The sequence below is a fragment of the Mesorhizobium sp. B3-1-6 genome (assembly GCF_006439555.1).
In the GTDB taxonomy this organism is placed as follows: domain Bacteria; phylum Pseudomonadota; class Alphaproteobacteria; order Rhizobiales; family Rhizobiaceae; genus Mesorhizobium.
This window is the reverse complement of record NZ_VFTM01000011.1, coordinates 109951-131014: the sequence shown is the minus strand read 5'-3', so window position 1 is coordinate 131014 and position 21064 is coordinate 109951. Positions and strand designations below refer to the sequence as shown.

21 protein-coding genes are annotated in these 21064 nt (G+C 65.4%); 10 read left to right on the top strand and 11 right to left on the bottom strand.

Translation table 11 applies throughout. From position 1 onward, the window contains the following. Positions 1 to 5 precede the first annotated feature (5 nt). From FJ414_RS12395 to FJ414_RS12385, 3 genes are read right to left on the bottom strand one after another with little or no spacing between them, the layout of a single operon-like run. On the bottom strand, positions 6 to 812 hold the full coding sequence (locus tag FJ414_RS12395; protein WP_140644668.1) for an SDR family oxidoreductase: 807 nt from the start codon (positions 810 to 812) through the stop codon (positions 6 to 8). Further along, a complete protein-coding gene (locus tag FJ414_RS12390; protein ID WP_246672376.1) occupies positions 805 to 1620 on the bottom strand; it encodes a shikimate dehydrogenase in 816 nt (271 codons plus the stop codon). Before FJ414_RS12390 ends, FJ414_RS12395 begins: the two co-directional genes overlap by 8 nt. Next, positions 1620 to 2510, bottom strand: coding sequence for a 2-hydroxy-3-oxopropionate reductase (locus FJ414_RS12385; RefSeq protein WP_140644667.1), 891 nt, complete (start codon positions 2508 to 2510; stop codon positions 1620 to 1622). The genes FJ414_RS12390 and FJ414_RS12385 overlap by 1 nt, the downstream gene beginning before the upstream one ends. 108 nt (positions 2511 to 2618) lie before the next feature. Here FJ414_RS12385 and FJ414_RS12380 point away from each other — a divergent pair, with 108 nt between their 5' ends. Both FJ414_RS12380 and FJ414_RS12375 read left to right on the top strand, forming a co-directional pair. Next, a complete protein-coding gene (locus tag FJ414_RS12380; protein ID WP_140644666.1) occupies positions 2619 to 3383 on the top strand; it encodes an aldolase/citrate lyase family protein in 765 nt (254 codons plus the stop codon). Positions 3384 to 3391: 8 nt separating this feature from the next. Continuing rightward, positions 3392 to 4609, top strand: a complete 1218-nt coding sequence (locus tag FJ414_RS12375; RefSeq protein ID WP_140644665.1) for an FAD-dependent oxidoreductase — start codon at positions 3392 to 3394, stop codon at positions 4607 to 4609. 181 nt (positions 4610 to 4790) lie between these two features. On the opposite strand, the gene FJ414_RS12370 is transcribed toward FJ414_RS12375, so the two are convergent. The 3 genes from FJ414_RS12370 to FJ414_RS12360 form a co-directional block, all read right to left on the bottom strand. After that, on the bottom strand, positions 4791 to 6146 hold the full coding sequence (locus tag FJ414_RS12370; protein ID WP_140644664.1) for a glutamine synthetase family protein: 1356 nt from the start codon (positions 6144 to 6146) through the stop codon (positions 4791 to 4793). Between the two features lie 228 nt (positions 6147 to 6374). Beyond that, on the bottom strand, positions 6375 to 7073 hold the full coding sequence (locus tag FJ414_RS12365) for a GntR family transcriptional regulator (protein WP_140644663.1): 699 nt from the start codon (positions 7071 to 7073) through the stop codon (positions 6375 to 6377). A gap of 129 nt (positions 7074 to 7202) precedes the next feature. Next, positions 7203 to 8015, bottom strand: coding sequence for a LuxR C-terminal-related transcriptional regulator (locus tag FJ414_RS12360; RefSeq protein ID WP_246672375.1), 813 nt, complete (start codon positions 8013 to 8015; stop codon positions 7203 to 7205). Positions 8016 to 8133: 118 nt separating this feature from the next. On the opposite strand from FJ414_RS12360, the gene FJ414_RS12355 reads away from it, so the two are divergent. From FJ414_RS12355 to FJ414_RS12320, 8 genes are all read left to right on the top strand, one after another. Further along, the gene (locus tag FJ414_RS12355; protein WP_140644661.1) at positions 8134 to 9270 is read left to right on the top strand and encodes an ABC transporter ATP-binding protein; all 1137 of its coding nucleotides are present in this window, start codon (positions 8134 to 8136) and stop codon (positions 9268 to 9270) included. Continuing rightward, on the top strand, positions 9251 to 10414 hold the full coding sequence (locus tag FJ414_RS12350; protein ID WP_140644660.1) for a spermidine/putrescine ABC transporter substrate-binding protein: 1164 nt from the start codon (positions 9251 to 9253) through the stop codon (positions 10412 to 10414). Before FJ414_RS12355 ends, FJ414_RS12350 begins: the two co-directional genes overlap by 20 nt. Positions 10415 to 10461: 47 nt before the next feature. Then, a complete protein-coding gene (locus FJ414_RS12345) occupies positions 10462 to 11355 on the top strand; it encodes an ABC transporter permease (RefSeq protein ID WP_181181599.1) in 894 nt (297 codons plus the stop codon). Next, positions 11355 to 12167 (top strand): ABC transporter permease, encoded by an 813-nt coding sequence (locus tag FJ414_RS12340; protein ID WP_140644658.1) that lies wholly within the window; start codon positions 11355 to 11357, stop codon positions 12165 to 12167. The genes FJ414_RS12345 and FJ414_RS12340 overlap by 1 nt, the downstream gene beginning before the upstream one ends. 11 nt (positions 12168 to 12178) lie before the next feature. Then, the gene (locus tag FJ414_RS12335; RefSeq protein WP_140644657.1) at positions 12179 to 12940 is read left to right on the top strand and encodes a glucose 1-dehydrogenase; all 762 of its coding nucleotides are present in this window, start codon (positions 12179 to 12181) and stop codon (positions 12938 to 12940) included. Positions 12941 to 13326: 386 nt separating this feature from the next. Then, positions 13327 to 14697: a glutamine synthetase family protein gene (locus FJ414_RS12330; protein WP_140644656.1), complete on the top strand. Its 1371-nt coding sequence runs from the start codon at positions 13327 to 13329 to the stop codon at positions 14695 to 14697. A 2-nt stretch (positions 14698 to 14699) separates the two neighbouring features. Beyond that, positions 14700 to 16001: an FAD-binding oxidoreductase gene (locus tag FJ414_RS12325; protein ID WP_140644655.1), complete on the top strand. Its 1302-nt coding sequence runs from the start codon at positions 14700 to 14702 to the stop codon at positions 15999 to 16001. Between the two features lie 64 nt (positions 16002 to 16065). After that, on the top strand, positions 16066 to 16854 hold the full coding sequence (locus FJ414_RS12320) for a DeoR/GlpR family DNA-binding transcription regulator (RefSeq protein ID WP_246672374.1): 789 nt from the start codon (positions 16066 to 16068) through the stop codon (positions 16852 to 16854). Positions 16855 to 16966: 112 nt separating this feature from the next. On the opposite strand, the gene FJ414_RS12315 is transcribed toward FJ414_RS12320, so the two are convergent. From FJ414_RS12315 to FJ414_RS12295, 5 genes are read right to left on the bottom strand one after another with little or no spacing between them, the layout of a single operon-like run. After that, on the bottom strand, positions 16967 to 17473 hold the full coding sequence (locus FJ414_RS12315) for an L-2-amino-thiazoline-4-carboxylic acid hydrolase (RefSeq protein WP_140644654.1): 507 nt from the start codon (positions 17471 to 17473) through the stop codon (positions 16967 to 16969). Then, a complete protein-coding gene (locus tag FJ414_RS12310) occupies positions 17470 to 18255 on the bottom strand; it encodes an ATP-binding cassette domain-containing protein (protein WP_140644653.1) in 786 nt (261 codons plus the stop codon). The genes FJ414_RS12315 and FJ414_RS12310 overlap by 4 nt, the downstream gene beginning before the upstream one ends. Beyond that, positions 18252 to 19253, bottom strand: a complete 1002-nt coding sequence (locus FJ414_RS12305; RefSeq protein ID WP_181181598.1) for an ABC transporter ATP-binding protein — start codon at positions 19251 to 19253, stop codon at positions 18252 to 18254. The genes FJ414_RS12310 and FJ414_RS12305 overlap by 4 nt, the downstream gene beginning before the upstream one ends. Beyond that, positions 19250 to 20080 (bottom strand): ABC transporter permease, encoded by an 831-nt coding sequence (locus tag FJ414_RS12300; protein WP_140644652.1) that lies wholly within the window; start codon positions 20078 to 20080, stop codon positions 19250 to 19252. The genes FJ414_RS12305 and FJ414_RS12300 overlap by 4 nt, the downstream gene beginning before the upstream one ends. Next, entirely contained in the window at positions 20077 to 21063 is a 987-nt protein-coding gene (locus FJ414_RS12295) for an ABC transporter permease (RefSeq protein WP_140644651.1), read from the bottom strand. The genes FJ414_RS12300 and FJ414_RS12295 overlap by 4 nt, the downstream gene beginning before the upstream one ends. Position 21064: the final 1 nt, after the last annotated feature.

Here is a 21064-nt window from a genome sequence, read left to right as displayed (position 1 = left end):
CTCTCTCAGATTGCCGGCGTCTGCCGGATGGGATTGCCTTGCAGGTACTGCGCGTATGGCGCCTGCACGAGCCAGCCGGCATCGACCGGAAGCGTGACGCCGGTGATCGATGCGGCGCGGTCGGAGCAGAGAAACAAGGCAGCCTCGGCGACGTCGCGCGGCTCGACGAAGCGGCGCAGCGCAGTCGTAGCCTGGATGGCTTGCGGGTTGCGCTCGCCCTTGGCGATCTTTGCCTTCAGCCCGTCCGACAGCGTGTAGCCGGGCGCCACGGCATTGACGCGAACACCACGCGGGCCGAGCTCGGCGGCCAGCATTTGCGTCAGCGCCAGGACAGCATGCTTGCCCGGCGTGTAGGCCGGCAGCGACAGTGGTGCGAAAGAGGCAAGCGAGCCGACATTGAGGATCGCGCCGCGCCCGGCGGCCGACATCATCCGGCCGAACACCTGGCAGCCGAGCAGCGTGCCGCGATAGTTGATGCGCCACATCCGCTCGTCTTCGTCGAGATCCTGGTCGAGGACGTGCTTGCCGCTCTGCAGGATACCGGCGCAGTTGACCACGACATGCGGCGTGCCGAACGCATTGCTGACGTCTCGCGCCAAGCCTTCGACCGAGGCGGGATCGGCGACATCGGTTTGCACGAAAATGGCGCTTGGCGCGCCGGCGCTCTCGCAAGCGTCGGCGGCTTCCTTGCCTCGGACAGCATCGCGGCCGGCGACGACAACCTGATAGCTGTCCCCGGCGAAGCGCTCGGCGATCGCGCGGCCTATGCCGGACGTGCCGCCAATGACGATGGCGGTCGGTGCGTCAGCCATTGCGGCGATCCTTGCGCTCGATGTCGAAGAATTCGGCCATGGCCTCGACCTGGAAATCCATCATCGGGCGTCCCGGCTGGATGCGGCAGCCGATCTCCTTCGCCGCCTTCAGCAGCGCCGTTTCGGCTGGCTCCATGATGATGTCGACGACCGTCATCTGCGGCGTCAGCTTGCTGACGTCCATCGGCAATGGATCGCTGGCCTTCAGCCCGGACGGCGTGGCGTTGATCGCCATATCCATGCCGGACGGATCAGGTTCTCCGACCTCGATGCGGCAGTTGGGAAAAGCCTTGCCGACCAGCAAAGCGAGTTTTTGCGCGCGCTCCTTGTCGATGTCGGCCAGACGGATTTCCGCCGCGCCTTCTTCGGCAAGGCAGTAAGTCAGCGAGGCGCCCGCGCCGCCGGCGCCGACCTGGAGGATGCGCTTGCCGGTGATCCGGTGTCCGCCGGCCTTCAGTCCTTCGACGAAGCCGACGCCGTCGAAATTGTCGGCATACCAGGTGCCATCCGCCTGCCGCCGGACGGAATTCGCGCTCTGCACGCGCGAAGCGCGATCATGGGCGGCGGCGCATTTGTGGAAGACCGGAACCTTGTACGGCACCGAGATGATCACGCCCCGGATGTTCTCGGCCGCCGTGATGCCGGCCCAGAACGTGTCGAAATCCTCCGGGCGGCAACTCAGCGGCACCATCAGGCTGTCGAGCCCCTTCTGCTCGAAGATATCGTTGAAGATGCCGGGGCTTTTCGCATGGCCTACGGGATGGGCCAGCATGACGAAGACATCGGCCTTGCCGGTTCCGCGCATCATTATTCCTTTCCGTTTGAGAGTTCGTGATGACTGAGGATTTCGAGAGCTCGAACGAGTGAAGAATGGTCGGCCTCCGCGCCGCCCGCCCGGGCCGAACAGGCATTCATCAGCTGTTGTGCCGTTGCGGTGCTCGGCAAGGCAACGCCGAGCGTGCGGGCGCTTTCCAGCGCAAGATTGAGATCCTTCTGATGCAGCCGGATACGAAAACCCGGCGCGAAGCTGCGGGCGATCATGCGTTCGCCATGCACCTCCAGGACCCGTGACGAGGCGAAGCCACCCATCAGCGCGCCGCGCACCTTGGCCGGATCGCAACCGGCCTTGCTGGCGAAGACCAGCGCCTCGGCGACCGCCTCGATGTTGAGCGCGACTATGATCTGGTTGGCGATCTTGCAGGTCTGGCCGGCGCCGTTGTTTTGCCCGATCAAGGTGATGTTCTTGCCGAGCTTCTCAAAGATCGGCAGCGCCCGCTCGAACTCGGCGGCCGGCCCGCCGACCATGATGGTGAGGCTGGCCGCCTTGGCGCCGACCTCACCGCCGGAGACCGGCGCATCGAGATAGCCTGCGCCTGCCTGCCTTATCTTCGCGGCGAAGCCGGCCGTGGCGATCGGACTGATCGAGCTCATGTCGATGATCAGCTTGCCGGCCGAAATTCCCTCCAGCACGCCGTTCTGCCCGAACAGGACGCGCTCGACGTCTGGCGTGTCGGGCAACATGGTGATGACGAACTCGGACGCCCGCGCCACCTCGGCGGGAGAGGCAACCACCGATGCGTCGAGGGCCTCCGGCAGGGGAGAGCGATTGAGGACGGTGACGATCTCATGCCCGGCATCGGCGAGATGCCGAGCCATCGGCGCGCCCATGACGCCAAGTCCGATGAAGCCGATTTTCATAGGCAACTCCCATGCGGCGCCGAAGCGCCTTGCAGCTCAAGCTAGGCATATGATATAGGACATCATACAAATTTCAATGCACCTTCTTCACGAGTGGAGACCGATCGCATGCAGGAGCGCGTCAATTCGCTGAAGGCGGCCGTACAGGCCGGCCGGGCTCATATCGGCATCTGGTGCTCCCTGGCTTCGGCGCTCACCACCGAAGTCGTCGCAGGCTCCGGGGCGGGCTGGCTGCTGATCGATGGCGAGCACAGCCCGAACGACCTGCGCAGCATCATGGCGCAACTGCAGGTCGCGGCGGCGTTTCCCTGCGAAGCCGTGGTGCGCTTGCCATCCGACGATCCCAATCTGATGAAACAGGCGCTGGATGTCGCCGCCCGCAGCCTGATGATCCCGAATGTGCGCACGGCCGAGCAGGCGCGCGCAATCGTCGCCGCGATGACCTATGCGCCGGGCGGCTTCCGCGGTTTCTCGGTCGGCCACCGCGCCAATGCTTTCGGTCGCATCGCCGGCTACCACGCCAAGGCGCGCGAGCAGCAATTGCTTGCCGTGCAGATCGAGGACGGGGCTGGTGTCGCGAACGCCGCCGAAATCGCGGCGGTGGACGGTGTGGACGTTCTGTTCGTCGGGCCGGGCGACCTCTCCACCAATATGGGCGCGATGGGCAATCCTGGCGCCGGGCCTGTGCAGGAGGCGATATCGTCGGTACGCAAGGCCGCCGCCTCGGCAGGCAAGGCCAGCGGCATCCTGGCTCCCGTGAAGGCCGATGCGGACCGCTACCTCGCCGACGGCTTCACCATGGTGGCGGTCGGTTCCGATCTCGGCTTGCTGGCGCGGGGTTCGGACGCCCTGGTCGCCTCGTTCAATCGGTAGGCATAATCATGGCAATCCCCCCATACAAAGCACCGTCGCGCAACGCCTATGACATCGTCATCGTCGGCGGCGCGGTCGTCGGCTCGTCGACGGCCTATTGGCTGAGCCAGGCGCTGGGCAGCGGCGCTTCGATCCTCGTGGTCGAGCGCGACTCAAGCTACGAATTCTCCTCGACTGCGCTTTCCACCAGCGCGATCCGTCAGCAATATTCCAATCCGATCAATGTGAAGATCAGCCAGTTCGGCATCGAGATCATCCGTGGTTTCCAGGAGCGGATGGCCCCGTTCTACACGAACGAGCCGGCGCCCGATCTCGGCTTCAAGGAGCACGGGTACCTCTATTGCTGCTCGCCCGAGGGTGTGGAGGCGGCGCGCGAACGAGTCGAGCTGCAGCGCAGCCTCGGCGCCCATACCGTCTTCCTCGAACCGGGCGCCTTGAAGGAACGTTTTCCGTGGCTGAATGTCGACGATCTCGGCGGCGGTTCGTGGGGCGCTCGCGAAGAGGGCTGGTTCGACTCCATGGGCATGTTGAACGGTTTTCGCCGCGCCGCTCGCGGCAGCGGTGTCGAATATATCGACAATGCCGTGACGGCGCTGGACGTCGTTGACGGGCGGGTCGTCTCGGTGCGGCTCCCGACGGGCGAGACGGTCGCTTGCGGCACGCTGGTCAACGCGGCAGGTCCGCGAGCCCAGCAGGTCGCCGCCATGGCCGGGCTGTCCATTCCGGTCGCGCCCTACAAGCGCTACAGCTTCGTTTTCGCCAGCGCCAATGCGATCCCGGGCCGCATGCCCAATGTCATCGACCTTTCAGGCACATTCGTGCGGCCGGAGGGCGAGCTTTTCCTCACCGGCAACACGCCGCAGGGCGATGGGCCGGCCGACTACGACGACTTCGAAATGCATTTCGAGGAGTTCGACGACCATATCTGGCCGGCGCTCTGGCACCGCATCCCGGCTTTCGACGCGCTGAAGGTGCAGACGAGCTGGACCGGACATTACGAATACAACATGCTCGACCACAACGGCATTGTCGGCTTCCACCCGCAAGTGAAGAACTTCATGTTCGCCAACGGCTTTTCGGGGCACGGGCTGCAGCAGTCGCCGGCGGTCGGCCGTGCGGTGTCGGAGCTGATCATCCACGGCGCGTTCCAGACGCTGGACCTTTCGCCATTCTGCTATGAAAGGATCGCGCGCAACGAACCGTTCCTCGAGGAAGCGGTGATCTAGAATCATGCAGATTGCCGGATATCGCAAATCTACGGGCAGACAGACAGGGAACGAATTGCAGCATGCCTGAGCGAGGCGTTCGCTGCCAATGCAAGATCGTTACAGCGGGACGCCATCAGATAATCCGCGCGGCCAGGCGCCCGGCCCGGTATTTCAGGATTGCGGCGGTGACCCACGCACCTCAAACACTTTCGAGATAGGTCTCGATCTCGAAGTCGCTGACGTTGAGCGCGAAAGTGTTCAGCTCCTGGCGCTTGCAGGCGATGAAGGCGTCGCGCAGCACGTCCGGGAATATCTCCGCAACACGCGGACCGGTCTCGAAGGCGGCGATCGCCGAGGCCCAATCGGGCGGCAGCTTGGCGAGTGTCAGCCCCTGGCCCTCGCCGCCGGTCGGCTCGCCGGGCGAGAGCTGGCGCTCGATGCCGATCAACGCCGCGCCGAGGATCGCCGCCAGCACCAGATAGGGATTGGCGTCGGCGCCGGAGACGCGATGCTCGATGCGGCGCGCGGCCGACGGGCCGCCCGGAATGCGTATCGCCACCATGCGGTTTTCATAACCCCAGGCGACGGCGGTCGGCGCATAGGAACGCGGCCGCAGCCGGCGGTAGGAATTGAAATGCGGCGCGAACACAAGTGTGCTTTGAGCCATCGCGGCAAGCAGGCCGCCAACCGCGTGGCGCATGGTGTCGGAGCCCTGATCCGAGCCGTCGTCGAAGATGTTGCGGCCGTCCTTGTCGAGGACGCTGAAATGGACATGGAAGCCGTTTCCGGCGCGTTCGCCATAGGGCTTGGCCATGAAGCAGGCGGCGAAGCCATGTTTGCGGGCAATGCCCTTGACGGTGCGCTTGAAGAGCACGGCGTCGTCCGCGGCGCGCAGGGCGTCGGGCACGTGGTTGAGATTGATCTCGAACTGGCCGACGCCGTTCTCGGCGATCGCGGTGTCGACCGGAATGTCCTGCATGCGGCAGGCTTCGTAGATATCGTGGATGAAGGCTTCGAAATCGTCGACCTCGTCGATCGAAAGCGCCGCGTCGGAATCGAGACGCCGCCCGGTTACCGGCGAAACCGGTCCGACAGGCCGCTGCGAGGTCGGATCGACAAGGTAGAATTCGAGTTCGGTCGCGGTGACGGGCGTCAGGCCGAGGGCGGCGTAGCGGTCGAGGATGCGTGCCAGCGCGCGGCGCGGATCGCCGAGGTAGGGGGCGCCGCTGTCGTCCGCCAGCCAGACCGGCAACAGCGCCGTCGGGTGCGCGGTCCAGTTGACGGGCAGTATGCCGCGCCCCGTCCAATGGCAAAGCCCGTCGGCGTCGCCGGTCGAGAACACCTGGGCGTTGCCTTCGATGTCCTCGCCCCATATGTCGAGCCCGATGGCCGAGTAGGGCATGCGCAGCTTGCCTTCGAGCGCTTTGCGCGCCTGCTCGACCGGAATGCGCTTGCCGCGCATGATGCCGTTCAGGTCGCACACCGCCGCCCGCAGGCTCTGGATGTCCTTCCTGCCGTCCAGCCACTTCAAAACGTCCGCAATCGCATCGCTCAATTTCCAGCCCTTTTCTAGGTGCTGTAGCCCTGTCGGCTACGATATCCAATTTTCAGCTTGTGAGTTCGTGAAGGCCAACACGGCTGCTGCCGGGTGGTTTTCCTTCATTTTTTCAAGTCACTAGCTGGGATATCGGGCGGCATTTCGGGTCCAAATTGTGCGATCTGCGATCGCAACATAGCGACCCGATTGGCGAAAGCCAAGCCGGATTCGAGACCGGCTTGCCCGTCAGTGGCGCAGTTCCGGAAATTTCACCTGGCCGAGGATGTGGGCCGCGCCCTCGGCGATATCGCGCACGATCGCGGCGCGCGCCCTTTCGCCGTCGCCGGCCTCGATCGCCGCCACGACCTCCTCGTGATAGTCGATGCCGAGAATGCCGGCCAGGTCATCCTCGAAGCCGATATGCAGGTTTCGCAGGAAGGGGCCGACCTGCATCCATACCGTCTCGATCAGGAAGAGCATCTGCTCGTTGCCGCAATGGCGGTAGATCGAGAATTTGAAGTCATAGTTCTTGCGCAGATAGTTATCGATCCCGCCGCCGCGGGCGGCTTCCGTAAGCTCGGCGCAGTGGCGCCGGATCGCGCGCAGGTTGTTGCCGTTGATGAGTTTCGTCGCGAGCTCGGTGGCCGTGCCTTCCAGGATCGTGCGCACGGCGGTCAGTTGCTGGAAGCGGTCGGCCGAAATCAGCGGTACCTCGACGCTGCCGTTCGGCATCGGGCTCAGGGCTCTCAGCGCCTGCAGCCGCATGAAGGCGCTGCGCACCGGCATGTCGCTGGTGCCGAGCTCCTTGGCGAGCTTGCGCGAGGTCAGCTTCTGGCCAGGCTGGAGTTGCCCCGACATCAAGGCGCGCACGAGCTCCAGATAGACTTTCTCATGCAGGGGAACGGTATCGACAGCGGTCAGTCCGAATTGCGATTTGTCGGCCATTGGCGATGCGTTACTTCATCCGTCCTGAGATCTGTTTCGTCAGCTGACCCGCCGCCGGGATAGCTGGCCGGTCGTTTCGGCCGCACGATAGACGCTCAACGCGAACCGCCGCAAGGGCGGCCGGCGTTGCTATCCGATCCGCGCGTCGATGATCTCGACGAAGCGCGCGAAGAGACCCGCCTGCGACTTGATCTTGAGCTTGCGGTAGATGTTGCGGCGGTGGACCTTCACGGTCCCGGGCACGATCCTGAGCGCTCTGGCGATCGATTCCGTGGAATGACCCTGAAGCACCAGATCGACGACCTGTTTTTCACGTGAGGTCAGCGACAGGCTCTTCCAGATATGCGCGCGATCGAGTTCGTTGGCCGTTGCGATGGTCTCGCCGGAGGGCTGGGTCGAGACCTCTTCGGCAGGCAGGGACGGCCAGTGCTGCCTGCAGAAGCCGATCACCGCCGGCGCCATGTCGCGCAGCAGCCTGGCATCCGCCGTTCCGAACGGCCCGGTGGCGCGCAGCCGCATCAGCGACAGCACCAGCGCGTCCTTGCCGGCCAGCGGCACGAAGAAGCCGACTTCCTCGGCAAGGCGGGTCTGGCTGTAATAGGACCGGTAATATTCGCTGGCATAGAAGCGGTCGGGCGCAAGCTCGCGCATGCGCCAAAAGCCCTCCTTGCGCTCGACGGCGGCGTGATGGAAGGGGTCGAGCAGATAGGGTCCTTCCTGATAGAGCGCGACGAAGATGTGGCTTTCCGTCGGCGAGAAGGTCTCGAACAGGAGCGGCGGCCTCGCGGCGCCGCGATAGCCGAAGATCACGCAGTGGTCGAAACGGACGTGCCCGCGCAGCCAGCCGACGATAGCCTTGCCGAAATGGTCGCCGCCGGTCTCGCGCGACGCGGCGATGACGGTGGCCAAGGCGTTGTAGTCGTCACTGCGGGAAGCGGCCAATTCATACCCCTCTAAACGATAAAATCGGCTAAATATACCACCTGCGAGGTATATACTAGGCGGCATTGCCTCTGCTAGCGTCAGGGCATTGCCTCACGCTGTCGCTGGAGCCCGTGGCTTGACTGCAGTGCCCGATATCGAATTTCGCGCGGTCACCAAGCGCTATGGCGCGGTCACCGCGGTCAGCGGCATCGACCTTGCCATCCCACCTTCCGCCTTCGTCGCGCTGCTCGGCCCCTCAGGCTGCGGCAAGACGACCTGCCTTCGCATGATCGGCGGCTTCGAGCAGCCGAGCGAAGGCCAGGTGCTGATCCGCGGCCGCGACATGGCCGGCACACCGCCCTACCGGCGGCCGGTCAACATGGTGTTCCAGCAATATGCGCTGTTCCCGCATCTCGATGTCGAGGAGAACATCTCCTACGGGCTGCGCCAGGCGAGACCCAGGCTGTCGTCGCGCGATATCTCCTGGAGGGCCGGCGAGGCGCTGGCCATGGTGCAGCTCGCCGGCTACGGACGCCGCAAGATCCACGAGCTTTCCGGCGGCCAGCAGCAGCGCGTGGCGCTCGCCCGCGCCCTGGTCAACAAGCCGGCGGTGCTGCTGCTCGACGAGCCGCTGGCGGCGCTCGACAAGAAGCTGCGCACCGACATGCAGATCGAGCTGCAGAACCTGCAGCGCGAGATCGGCATCACTTTCGTGCTGGTCACCCACGACCAGGAGGAAGCGCTGTCGATGAGCGACTTCGTCTGCGTCATGAATGGCGGCCGCGTTGTCCAGATCGGACAGCCAAGCGAAATCTATGACGAGCCGGCCGATCTGTTCGTGGCGGATTTCGTCGGCAAGACCAATCTCGTCAGCGGCAAGGTGGCCGGGCTCTCAGGCGATTTCGTCGATGTCACGCTCGCCGACGGCACTGTGATTTCGGCGCGCAAGCGGGTGCCGCTCAGCCGCGGCGAGGCCGTCTCCGTCAGCCTGCGGCCGGAATCGCTCAGCCTCTCGACCCCTGGAGAGGGCAGCCTGAACGGCATCGTCCGCAACCGCATATTCCTGGGTTCGACGGCGGAATACGCGATCGAGGTCCCGGGCATCGGATCGCTGCTCGCCAAGGCCAATCACGTGATCGGCCAGGGCAATCTCTTCAAGCCGGGCGAACCCGTCGCCATCGGCTTTGCCGCCGGAGCGCCGCTGGCGTTTCCGCACGCCAACAATAACGGGACCAACCAGAGGGAAGACCAACATGCCGAAATCCTATCGTGACGGACTGCCGATAAGCCCCGATAAATTCGTCGACCAGTTGATGCGCCTGAAGCGCGGCTCGATCAGCCGGCGCGATTTTCTCGGCCTCACCGGCCTCGGCGTCGCGACCGCGGTGATGGCGCGCGAGCTCGGCATCATGCCGACGCCAGCTTTTGCCGCCGAGGACCTCGGCGACCGCATGTCGATCGCCACCTGGCCGAACTACCACGACCCGCAGACCTTCGAGAATTTCAAGGCCGATACGGGCGTCGCCGTCGAGGTCAACGTCTTCGGCTCCAATGAGGAGATGCTGGCCAAGCTGCAGGCCGGCGGCTCGGGCTGGAGCCTGTTCGTGCCGACCAACTACACCATCTCGACCTACAAGAAGCTCGGCATCATCGAAGCCCTCGACATGGCCAAGCTCGGCAATTTCGATGGCAAGTCGGAAGATGCACGCTTCACCGCCGAGGGCACAATCGACGGGACGACCTACGCTGTGCCGAAGAACTGGGGCACGACCGGTTTTGCCGTGAACACCAAGAAGCTCACCAAGCCGATGTCGAGCTGGAAGGAATTCTGGGACACGGCGATGGCCGAAGGCGACGGCCGCACGATGGTGCACGACTATCAGCTGACCACGATCGGCAATGCGCTGAAATATTACGGCTATTCCTTCAATTCGCTGAAGCAGGACGAGCTCGCCAAGGCGGAGGAACTGCTGCTCAAGGTCAAGCCGCATCTGTTCGCGGTGTCGAGCGACTATCAGCCGGGAATGCGCGCCGGCGATGCCTGGATGACGATGTGCTGGACCAATGACGGGGCGCAACTCCATCGCGACATCCCCGAAATCGCCTATGTGCTCGGCAAGGAAGGCGGCGAGATCTGGACCGATTTCTACGCGATTCCGAAGGATGCGCCGAACAAGCCGGCCGGCTACGCGCTGCTCAACTACCTGATGAACCCGAAGGTCGCAGTGAAGGAGCATCTGGCCAATGGCGCGCCCTCGACCGACGCGCGCGTCAACGCGCTGCTGCCGAAGGAAGTGCTGGACAATCCGATCCTCTATCCGGCCGCCGACCTGTTGAAGCCACTGGAGTTCGGCGCCGCCGCGACGCTCACCGATCCGGGCCGCGCCGAGCTGATGGCGCGCTTCAAGTCGGCTTGAGCGGGAACGGCCACAAACCCGAACCAGACAATGCGACCGGCGGACGAATGTCCGCCGGCTCCCAACCGGCTTTATCGATGCGCGGCAGTCTCTTTCGCAAAAACCTCATGACGGCGCTGCTGCTTGCTCCGGCGGCGCTGTGGCTGGTCGTCTTCCTGGTGCTGCCGTTCGTCGCCATCGCCATCTTCAGCGTCGGCGAGCGAGCGCCCGAAGGCGGCTACCAGGCAGCGCTGACTTTTGCGCAATACGCCAACCTGCCGGCGCGGGCGACCGCGTTCTGGAACACGATGGTGCTGGCCCCCGCCGGAGCGCTCGCCTGCCTGCTCGTCGCCTATCCCGTCGCCTATTATCTGGCGCTGCGGGCACCGGATCGCTGGCGATTGATCCTGCTCGCGCTGATCGTCATCCCGTTCTGGACCAGCCTTCTGATGCGCACCTATGCCTGGATGTACATCCTCGGCGGGCGCGGCATCCCGGCCCTGCTCGCCTATGTCGGCATGGAGGATCTGCGGCTGATCAACACGCCGGGCGCGGTTCTGCTCGGCATCGTCTACGGCTATCTGCCGCTGATGATCCTGCCGATCTATGTCAGCCTGGAGCGGCTCGACCGCCGGCTGCTGGAGGCTTCCGCCGATCTGGGTGCGACGCCGCTGTCGACCTTCCTCGGTGTGACGCTGAGGCTGTCGCTGCCCGGCGTCATGACCGGCTTCTCGCTGGTGATGATCCTGCTGCTCGGTGAGTACCTGATCCCGACGCTGCTCGGCGGCGGCAAGGTGTTCTTCATCGGCAACGCGCTGGTCGATCTCTTCCTGCAATCGCGCAACTGGCCGTTCGGATCGGCTATCGCCATCACGCTGGTGCTGGTCTCGGTCGTGGTGCTGATCGTCGCCAATCGCATCTCGACCCGGCTCTCGGGCGCACGCCGGGTGGACCTGATCTGATGCGCGCCTTCGTCTTTGCCGTCTTTGCCTTCCTCTATCTGCCGATCGCGCTGGTCGTGCTGTTCTCCTTCAATGCCGGGCATCATGCCAGCGAGTTCACCGGCTTCTCGGTGCAATGGTACGGCAAGGCGCTGTCCAATCCCTTCCTGGTCGAAGCGCTGAAGAACAGCCTGTTCATCGCCACGACGAGCGCGCTGCTCGCTGCCTTCTGCGGCACGGCCGCGGCGCTCGGGCTGAAGCGCGTCGGCGCGCGGACGCGGGCGCTGTTCGACGCGCTGCTGGGCGCCGCGATCGTCGTTCCGGGCGTCGTCATCGGCATCTCGACGCTGGTGGCGCTGGTGCAGCTCTTCGCCGTCCTCAATCCTTTCCTCGCTTCGCTGTGGCCGACCGACCAGCCGCCGCGGCTCTCGCTCGGCTACGGCTCGATCATCGCCGCGCATGGATTGTTCTCGATGGCGCTGGTGACGATGATCGTCGGCACGCGGCTCAGCAGCCTCGACCGCAATCTGGTCGAGGCCTCGAGCGATCTCTATGCCACGCCGCTGACGACGTTCCGATCGATCGTGCTCCCGCAGATCATGCCGGCGGTGATCGCCGGCTTCCTGCTCGCCTTCACCTTCTCCTTCGACGACTTCATCATCGCCTTCTTCGTCGCCGGCGCGCAGACCACGCTGCCGATCTATGTCTTCGCCTCGATCCGGCGCGGCGTGACGCCGGAGATCAACGCCATCGCGACGATCGTGCTCTGCGCATCCGTCCTGCTCGTGCTGCTTGCGCAATGGCAGCTTGGCCGTCGAAAGCCATCGCCTTGAAAGACCAATCCATGATCCTGAAAGACCGTATCGCCGTGGTGACGGGCGCGGGGTCGGGCATCGGGCGCGCCGGGGCGATGATCATGGCCAGGGAAGGGGCGCTCGTGGTAATCGCGGACCGCGATCCGGCGGCGGGCGAAGCCACCGCCTCCGGCATCCGCGACGCCGGCGGCCGCGCCGAGGCTGTCGCCACCGATGTCGGCAACGACACGGCCGTCGAAGCACTCATCCAGGGAACGCTCGGCAAGCATGGCCGGATCGATATCCTGCACAGCCATGCCGGCATCCAGGTCGGCGGCACGCTGACGGAAGTCGGCACCGACGGCATGGACGCCTCATGGCGCATCAATGTGCGGGCACAATTCCTGGCGGCGAAGACCGTCATGCCGGCGATGATTGCCCAAGGTGGCGGCGTCATCCTCAACACGGCGTCCAATTCCGGTGTCTTCTACGACCGCGAGATGATCGCCTATGCCACGTCAAAGCACGCCGTGGTGGCGATGACCAGGCAGATGTCGCTCGACTACGCCAGGCACAATGTGCGCATCAACGCGCTCTGCCCGGGCTGGGTCGACACGCCGTTCAACGAGCCGTTCATCGCCCAGATGGGCGGCCGCGACGCGATCGAAAACTATGTCCGCACCAAGATCCCGATGGGGCGCTGGGCGAACGCGGAGGAGATCGCCGAAGCGATCCTGTTCCTCGTCTCCGACCGCTCGTCTTTCATGACCGGGCAGGCGCTGGTCGTCGATGGCGGCGAGAGCATCGGCTGATCTGGTCCAGCAAAGCGGGCTTGCGCCGGCGACGATGATCGGTCAAACCATAATTCCACCTTTAGTGAGACCCGTCATGCAAGTTGCAAAACAGCAATACCGCGAAAGGCATCCGATTTTTGCCTGCGGTATTTCGTTTGCGCGCTCGGGGTATCGCTGATCATGCGCTGCTGCCGTCACGAGAACCTGCAGCGCGCGGAGGAGACCAAGGTCGGCTCGCATGTCGTTCGCGACGGCTGGACCGAAGGCGTGCAGGGCGCTCCGCACCCGGCCTTTCGGCCGGTCATCAGGCGGGCGTCCGTTCTCGGATAACACAGCTTAGATAACGCCCTACCCGGAACGGACATGCCCGCCGAAGCGATCTCTCCTTCGTACGGACATGACCAATGCCTGACAATCTGAACACCTCATTCCCCGGCGCGGACACGCAAGGCTGGCTGAAGACGCACGCGATCAACGAAGTCGAATGCTTCGTGCCCGACGGCAACGGCGTGCTGCGCGGCAAGACCTTGCCGGTCGCGAAATTCCTCAAATCGCTCGAGGACCGCTCGCTCTATCTGCCGAGCAGCGCCTTCCTGGTCGCCATCGACGGCCGCTATTCCGGCTCCATCGACGAGGGCTTTGCCTATTCGGACCCCGACATGCGCATGGTGCCGGACACTTCCACGCTGTGCGTCGCGCCCGGCAGCGCTGGAAAGGCCTATGTCTTTGCCGACACCTTCCATATGGACGACCGGCCGTGGATGGCCTCGCCGCGCCATGTGCTGAGGTCCGTGCTCGACCTTTACCGCCGGCGTGGCTGGCGCGCAGTGATGGCGCCGGAGCTCGAATTCTATCTCACGGCGCCGAACCCCGATCCGGATCGCCCGATCACCGCGCCGACCGGGCGCAACGGTCGGCCGGAAAGCGTGCAGCACCCTTACGACATGCAGGCGATGGAGGAGTTCGAAGCAGTGACGCGACGGATCTACGAACATGCCGCCGTCACAGGTCTGCCGCTCGACACGCTGATCCACGAATCCGGCACGGCGCAGCTCGAGATCAATCTCCTGCATGGCGATCCGCTGGTGCTTGCCGACAAGGTGCTGTTGTTCAAACGCCTGGCGCGCCAGGCGGCGCAGGCGAATGGCATGCACGCCACCTTCATGGCCAAGCCGATCGCCGCGCAGGCCGGCAGCTCGATGCATCTGCACATGTCGATCGTCGACGAAGCGGGCGAGCCCTTGTTCGCCGGCGAAGACGGCGAGGACACCGGGATGTTCGCGCAGTTCATCGGCGGCCTGCAGAAATACATCCCCGAAATCATGCCGCTGTTCGCGCCCAACGTGAACTCCTACCGGCGCATCCGACCGAACCACAGCGCTCCCGCCAACATCGAATGGTCGCACGACAACCGCTCCTGCGGCCTGCGCGTGCCGATGGGCGGGCGCGCCGCGCGGCGGATCGAAAACCGGCTGCCGGGGGCGGATGCCAATCCCTACCTCGCCATGGCCGGCTCGCTGATCGCCGGCTATCTCGGCATCGAGGAGAAGCTTACGCGCTCGGAAGAGGCCTTTGGCAATGCCTATAAAAGCAAGAGCACACTGCCAAAGACGATGGAGGAGGCGCTCGACCGCTTCGCGGCCTGCGAGCCCGTGCGGGCGCTGCTCGGCGAGGATTTCTTCCAGACCTATCTGCGCGTGAAGAGCGTCGAGCTCGACCTGTTCCAGAGCGTCGTGACGTCCTGGGAACGCGACCATCTGTTGCTCAAGGTGTGACCATGGCTTCGCGTTCGACAGGTTTCAATTCCGGTCTCGATATCGGCAAGTCCTATTATGTCGCCACCGCCCATCCGGCGCCCGACCATCCCGCACTTGCCGGCGATGTCGAGGCCGATCTGGTAGTGGTCGGCGGCGGCTGCACCGGCCTTTCGGCGGCGCTGCATGCGGCCGAGCGTGGTCTTAAAGTGGTGCTGCTCGAAGGCGGCAAGATCGGCTGGGGCGCCTCGGGTCGCAATGGCGGCCAGATGATCCCGGGCCTGCGCAAGGGCGCCAGGGGCCTGGTCAAGAGCTTTGGGCCGGAACGGGCAAAGGCGCTGTTCGACCTCGCCTTCGAGGCGCGCGGGCTGGTGCTCGACATCATCGAACGTCACGGCATCGACTGCGATCTGCGCCAGACCGGCCATCTGGTCGGCGCCGTCAGCGCTTCGGATGTGCGCGACTTCGAGCAAGAGGCCGAATGCCTCGCCAAGGTGATGAAGTTCACCGATGTCGAGATCCTGTCGGCTTCGCAGGCGCGTCAGATGGTGGATACGCCCTATCAGGGCGCGGTCTACGAAAGGCTCGGCGGCCATATGCATCCGCTGAACTACACGCTGGGGCTTGCCCGCGCCGCGTCCGCCGCCGGCGTCGTCATCCATGAGAACTCGGTGGCCGTCCGGCTGGAACGGGAGCCGTCGATCCGGGTGTTCACCGACAAGGGCTCGGTCCGCGCCAGGCATGTGGTGCTGGCCGGCGATGCGCTGCTCAAGGGATTGGAGCCGCGCGTCAACAGCCGCATCATGCCGGTCGGCAATTACATCGTCGCCAGCGAACCACTGGAGGGCGCACGCAATGTCATCCCGGCCAATGTGGCGGTGTCCGACACGCGCTTCGTCGTCAACTATTACCGGATGTCGGCCGATGGCCGCCTGCTGTTCGGCGGTGGCGAGCGCTACACGCCGTCACCGCCGGCCGACATCGCCGGCTTCGTGCGGCCGCATATGGAAAAGACCTTTCCGCAGCTCCAGGGCTGCCGCATCGATCATGCCTGGGGCGGGCTGGTGTCGGTGACGACGTCGCGCCTGCCGCATGTCGGGCATTATGGCGAGGTCTATTTCGCGCATGGCTATTCCGGCAAGGGCGTCATCCTGTCGACGCTGTCGGGCAAGCTTTTGGCGGAAGCGATCACGGGCGATGCCTCGCGGCTCGACCTGTTCTCGACGCTGACGCCGCTGCCGTTCCCGGGCGGCACGGCGCTGCGCGGTCCGCTCTATGTGCTCGGCATGCTGTGGTACGCCATGCGCGATCGGCTCAGACACTGACGCTGGCTTTCCTGTCCCCGGCATGGCTAATGTCTCCGCGCCGGGGCCTTGAGAGGGAAGAGCGATGAATATCGAGCCGGGCCGGCTGACGAAGAAGGAGCGCCATGAGCTGATCCTGTCGGAGGTGCGGCGCTCGGCCTCGATCCGCATCTCGAAGCTTGCGCGCCGGATCGGCGTCGCCGGCGAAACCATCCGCCGCGACCTGATCGAGCTCGGCGAGGCGGGGCTCATCAACCGCACCTATGGCGGCGCCACCATTTCGCTGGTGACGTCGGAACCGGTGATCGCCGAACGCGGCCTTACCATGGTCGAGGAGCGGGCTCGCGTCGGACGCGGCGCCGCCGGACTGGTCGAGCGAGGCCGCATCGTGATGATCGATGGCGGATCGACCACCTACGAGGTCGCGCGCAGCCTGTCGCAGCTCGGCCGGGATCTGACGATCATCACCAACTCCGTCGGCGCCGCCTCGGTGGCTGGCGCCAACCCCAGTTTCCGCGTCATCCTTTGCCCGGGCACCTATGACAGCCGCGAGGCCGCCGTGCTCGGCGAGGATACGGTCGAATTCGTGCGGCGCTACAATGCCGACGTCGCCATCATCGGCGCCTCGGCGCTGAATGCCGAAGGCCCGAGCGACATGATTTCGGGCGCCGCGGCGGTGAAGCGCGCGATGATGGGAAGGTCGCTGTCGACGATGCTGGTCGTGACCAACGACAAGTTCGGCCGCAGCGGCCTCGAACGCGTGTGCGCGCTGAGCGAGATTTCCGACGTCGTCACCGACAGCGAGCCGACGGCGGCACTGCGCGCCGCGATCGACGAGGCAGGCGGCGAGCTGCACGTCTTTGCCGAGAGCTAAAGCGCGTCGCGATCTTTCAGATCCGCTCCGTGCGCTTTAGGGCTTTGATTTTACGCATGTCTTTGTCCCGAAACCGGTTCCCCCTTTCGGGAGACATGCTTTAATTTCGTGGCTAAGCGTCTCGATTGGTCAGCGCGATGTGGCAGCAGCCGGAGCCGTGGCCCGGTGTCCAGGTGACATTGGCGAAGCGCACGCCGGTCGCTTCGAACAGGCCGCGGTCGAAGGCGCCGGCGATGCGGCAGAGCGTGGCGAGTTTCTCCTCGCCGACGCCGGCCTCGACCCAGGCATCCTTCAGCGGGCAGCGCTTCACCTTGAAGGCAATGTGATCCTGCCCTCGCTCGACATCGGTGGGATACATGCGCCCGCCATCCGGGCTGACGGCGAGAAACGCTTCGCCGATCGCCGGCGCGTCATTTGGGCCGAAGCCGGCGAAGGCTGCCGCCGCGACCTCCCGGCCGCGCTTCTCGATGCTGCGGATCATCACCGCCTCGGCCCTCTCGGCGCCGAGCTCGGCGGTCAGTTCGTCGAGGAAGAGGCGGTAGAGGTCGGCGCGGTTGCGGAAGGCGGAGTCGAGCTCGCCCGACAACTTTTCGGCTCTGGCGGATTCGAGATCGGTCATGGTGAGTCCTGATTGGTTCTGACAAGCTTCGGCGTCGCCGCCACCAGCGCCTTGCCGATCGCCGATTGCGGGTTGGCGATGACGGCGCGGGCATCGCCGCTCTCGGCTATCCTTCCGGCATCGAGGATGATGACGCGGTGCGCCACGGCACGGATGACGCCGAGGTCATGGGAAATGAACAGATAGGCGATCCGTTCCTGCCGTTGCAGGTCGAGCAGCAGTTCAAGGATCTGCCCGCGCACCGATACGTCGAGCGCCGACACCGCCTCGTCAAGCACGATCAGCGACGGCCGCGTGGCGAGGGCGCGGGCGATCGCAACGCGCTGGCGCTGGCCGCCGGAAATCTCGTGGATAGCGCGGCTGGCAAGGCTGGCGTCGAGGCCGACACGTTCCAGCAGCGCCGCGATCCGGCGCGGGCGCTCCGCGCGCGAGGCGATGTTGTGAACGCGCAGGGGATCGTCCAGCACGCGCGCCACCGTGGCGCGCGGATTGAAGGCGGCGAGCGGATCCTGAAACACCATTTGCAGGCGGGCGCGGCGCGCGCGCAGCGCGGCGCCCGACAGCGCGAGGAAATCCGGGCCTTCGAAGTCGATGCGGCCGGCATCGGGCTCGATCAGACGCAGCACCAGCCTGGCGATCGTCGATTTGCCGCTGCCGGAGGGACCTGCCAGCGCCAGGGTTTCCGCCGCCTCGATCTCGAAGGACACGTCGTCGACCGCCGCGAAAGGCCTGCCGCCACGATGGTAGCGCTTGGCGAGACTGGAGACGGCAAGCACGGTCATGCCGAGGCGCCTTGCCGGCCGAGCAAAGGCTTGGCGTCGAGGCCGAGATGGGCATCGAGCAGGGACCGCGTATAGGCATGGCGCGGCGCATTGATGATCTGGTCCGTCTCGCCGAGCTCGATCAGTTCGCCGTGGCGCAGTACCGCGATACGATCGGCAAGCGAGGCGGCGAGCGCGATGTCGTGGCTGATGAAAAGCAGCGTCATGCCGTCCTCGGCCACCAGCCTGCGGATCAGGGCGACAATCTCGGCCTGGACGATGGTATCGAGCGCGCTGGTCGCTTCGTCGGCGATCAACAGTCTGGGGCCGGCGGCAATTGCCGCGGCGATGGCCACGCGCTGCTTCTGGCCGCCGGAGAGCTGGTGAGGGTAGGCGTGGAGGGTGGCGCCAGGGTCGGGCAGGCGGACGCGTTCGAGGAGGGTTTTGGCCCTTGCGAGGGCCTGCGACCAGTTCAGGTTAAGGTGGGTGTGGGCGACTTGGGCGATTTGTCTGCCGACTGTCATAACCGGGTCGAGACTGGAGGAAGGGTCCTGGAAGACAAAACCGATGTCGCGGCCGAGGCGGGGTGCCTGGTTTTCGCCAATCGTGGATAGGTCGCGTTCTGTCGCGCCCCCCTCTGTCCTGCCGGACATCTCCCCCACAAGGGGGGAGATTGAACTGTCGCGTCTGCTTTCGCCAATGGCCGGCGTTGCAAAAGGAGAGCCGGCGACGGAACTGCTGATCTCCCCCCTTGTGGGGGAGATGTCCGGCAGGACAGAGGGGGGCGCGAAGGAACGGGACGATCGAGGTTTCTGCCACTCAATCGAACCTTCGATCTTGGCCGACCTCGTCAACAACCCCGCAACCGCCAGCGCGAGCGTGCTCTTGCCCGAGCCGCTTTCGCCGATGATCGCCAGGCGCTCTCCGGCTTCTACATCCAGACTCACGCCCTTCAGCGCCGGCACACCATCGGGGCCATAGCATATCGTCAGATCGCGGATGGAAAGCAGCGCCGTCACGACAGGCTCCTGCGCACGGCGGTGCTTTCCACCACGCCTTCGCCGGCGAGATAGACGCCGAGCACGGTCAGCACCAGCGCCACGCCGGGAACGATCGACAAAAACGGCGCGGTTCGCAGCACCGTACGTCCCTCGGCGATCATGCCGCCCCAGGTGACGCGGTTGGGGTCGCCGAGGCCGAGGAAGGAGAGCGCTGCCTCGGTGAGGATCGCTGCCGCGACGATCACCGAGGACAGCGCCAGCACTGGCGGCAGGGCATTGGGCAGCACCTCGCGAAAGGCGATTTCGAGCGGATGCATGCCGATGACGCGGGCGCCGGCGACATAGTCGCGCTCGCGAATCGACAGGACTTCCGCGCGTGCCACCCGCGCCGGTCCGGTCCAGGCGCCGAGCGCGATCGCCGCGACGACGACGCCGAGCGAGGGGCCGACAATGCTGACGAAGGCGAGCGCCAGCAGGAAGCTCGGCACTGTCTGGAAGGCGTCGGTGACGCGCATCAGCATTTCGTCGACGAGCCCTCCGGCAAAGCCGGCCAAAGTGCCGATCACCGCGCCGATCAGGAGCGCCGCGGCGGCCGCCGCCAGGCCGACCGCCAGCGAGGTGCGGGCGCCATGGAACAGCTCGGCCAGCACGTCGCGACCGAGCCGGTCGGTGCCGAGCGGCAGCGACCAGTCCTGGAACGGCGGCAGCAGTCCCGGCCCGGCGATCGCCTGCGGGTCGCCGGGAAACAGCAGCGGCGCCGCCAACGCCATCACGATGAGCAGGGCCAGGATGATTGCGCCGGCGAATGCTTCCGGCGTGCGCAAGAAACGACGCAGGCGGTTCATGCGCCGGCCTCGCCGGCGCCGACGCGCGGATCGAGGAAAGCGTAGGCGAGGTCGACCAGGAGATTGATGACGACGACGAGGACGGCGCTGACCAAGATGATACCAAGCAGCAGCGGCGTGTCGCGCCCGGCGACGGCTTCCTGCGCCAGGCGGCCGAGGCCCGGCACGGCAAAGACGCTTTCGATGACGACGCTGCCGCCGAGCATCTGTGCCGATTGCAGGCCGAGCATGGTGACCACGGGCAGCAATGCGTTGCGGGCGACATGGGCAAGCACAATGCGGCGGCGCGACAGGCCTCGCGCACGAGCGGCAAGCACGAAATCCTGCCGCCAGGCCTCGGCCATGCCGGCGCGCATCATGCGCAGATAGAGCGCCAGATAGATGAAGCCGAGCGCTGACACCGGCAGCACGAGATGGGTGGCGATGTCGGAGGCCCGCGCCAGCCCGGTCTTGCCGGAGGCGATGGTCTCGATGCCGCCGATCGGCAACCAGCGCAGGTCGACGGCAAAGACGACGATGAGCACAAGGCCGAGCCAGAAGCCGGGCACGGCATAGAGCGCCAGCGAGCCGATCGACAGGAAGCGGTCGCGAAAGCTGCCGGGTCGGGCACCGGCATAGATGCCAAGCGCCGAGCCCAGGCCGAAGGAAAGCGCGGTGGCGCTGCCCATCAGGACCAGCGTGGTCGGCAGGCGCTCGAAGATGACATCGCGGATCGGCCGCGAGAAGGTGACCGACTGGCCGAGATCGAAATGCAGCAGCGCCCAGAGGTAGTTGGCTAGCCGCGTCAGTTCCGACTGGTCCAGGCCCCAGCGGTGCCGCAGCAATTCGATCATGCCGGCATCGCCACCGGTCGAGACGATATAGGCGTCGACCGCGTCGCCGGGGGCGGCTTCGAGCAGCAGGAAGCTGCCGATGACGACGATCAGCAGCACGAAGACGCTGCCGACGAGACGGCGGCGGAGAAGCGTGAGAGCGCGCGTCATG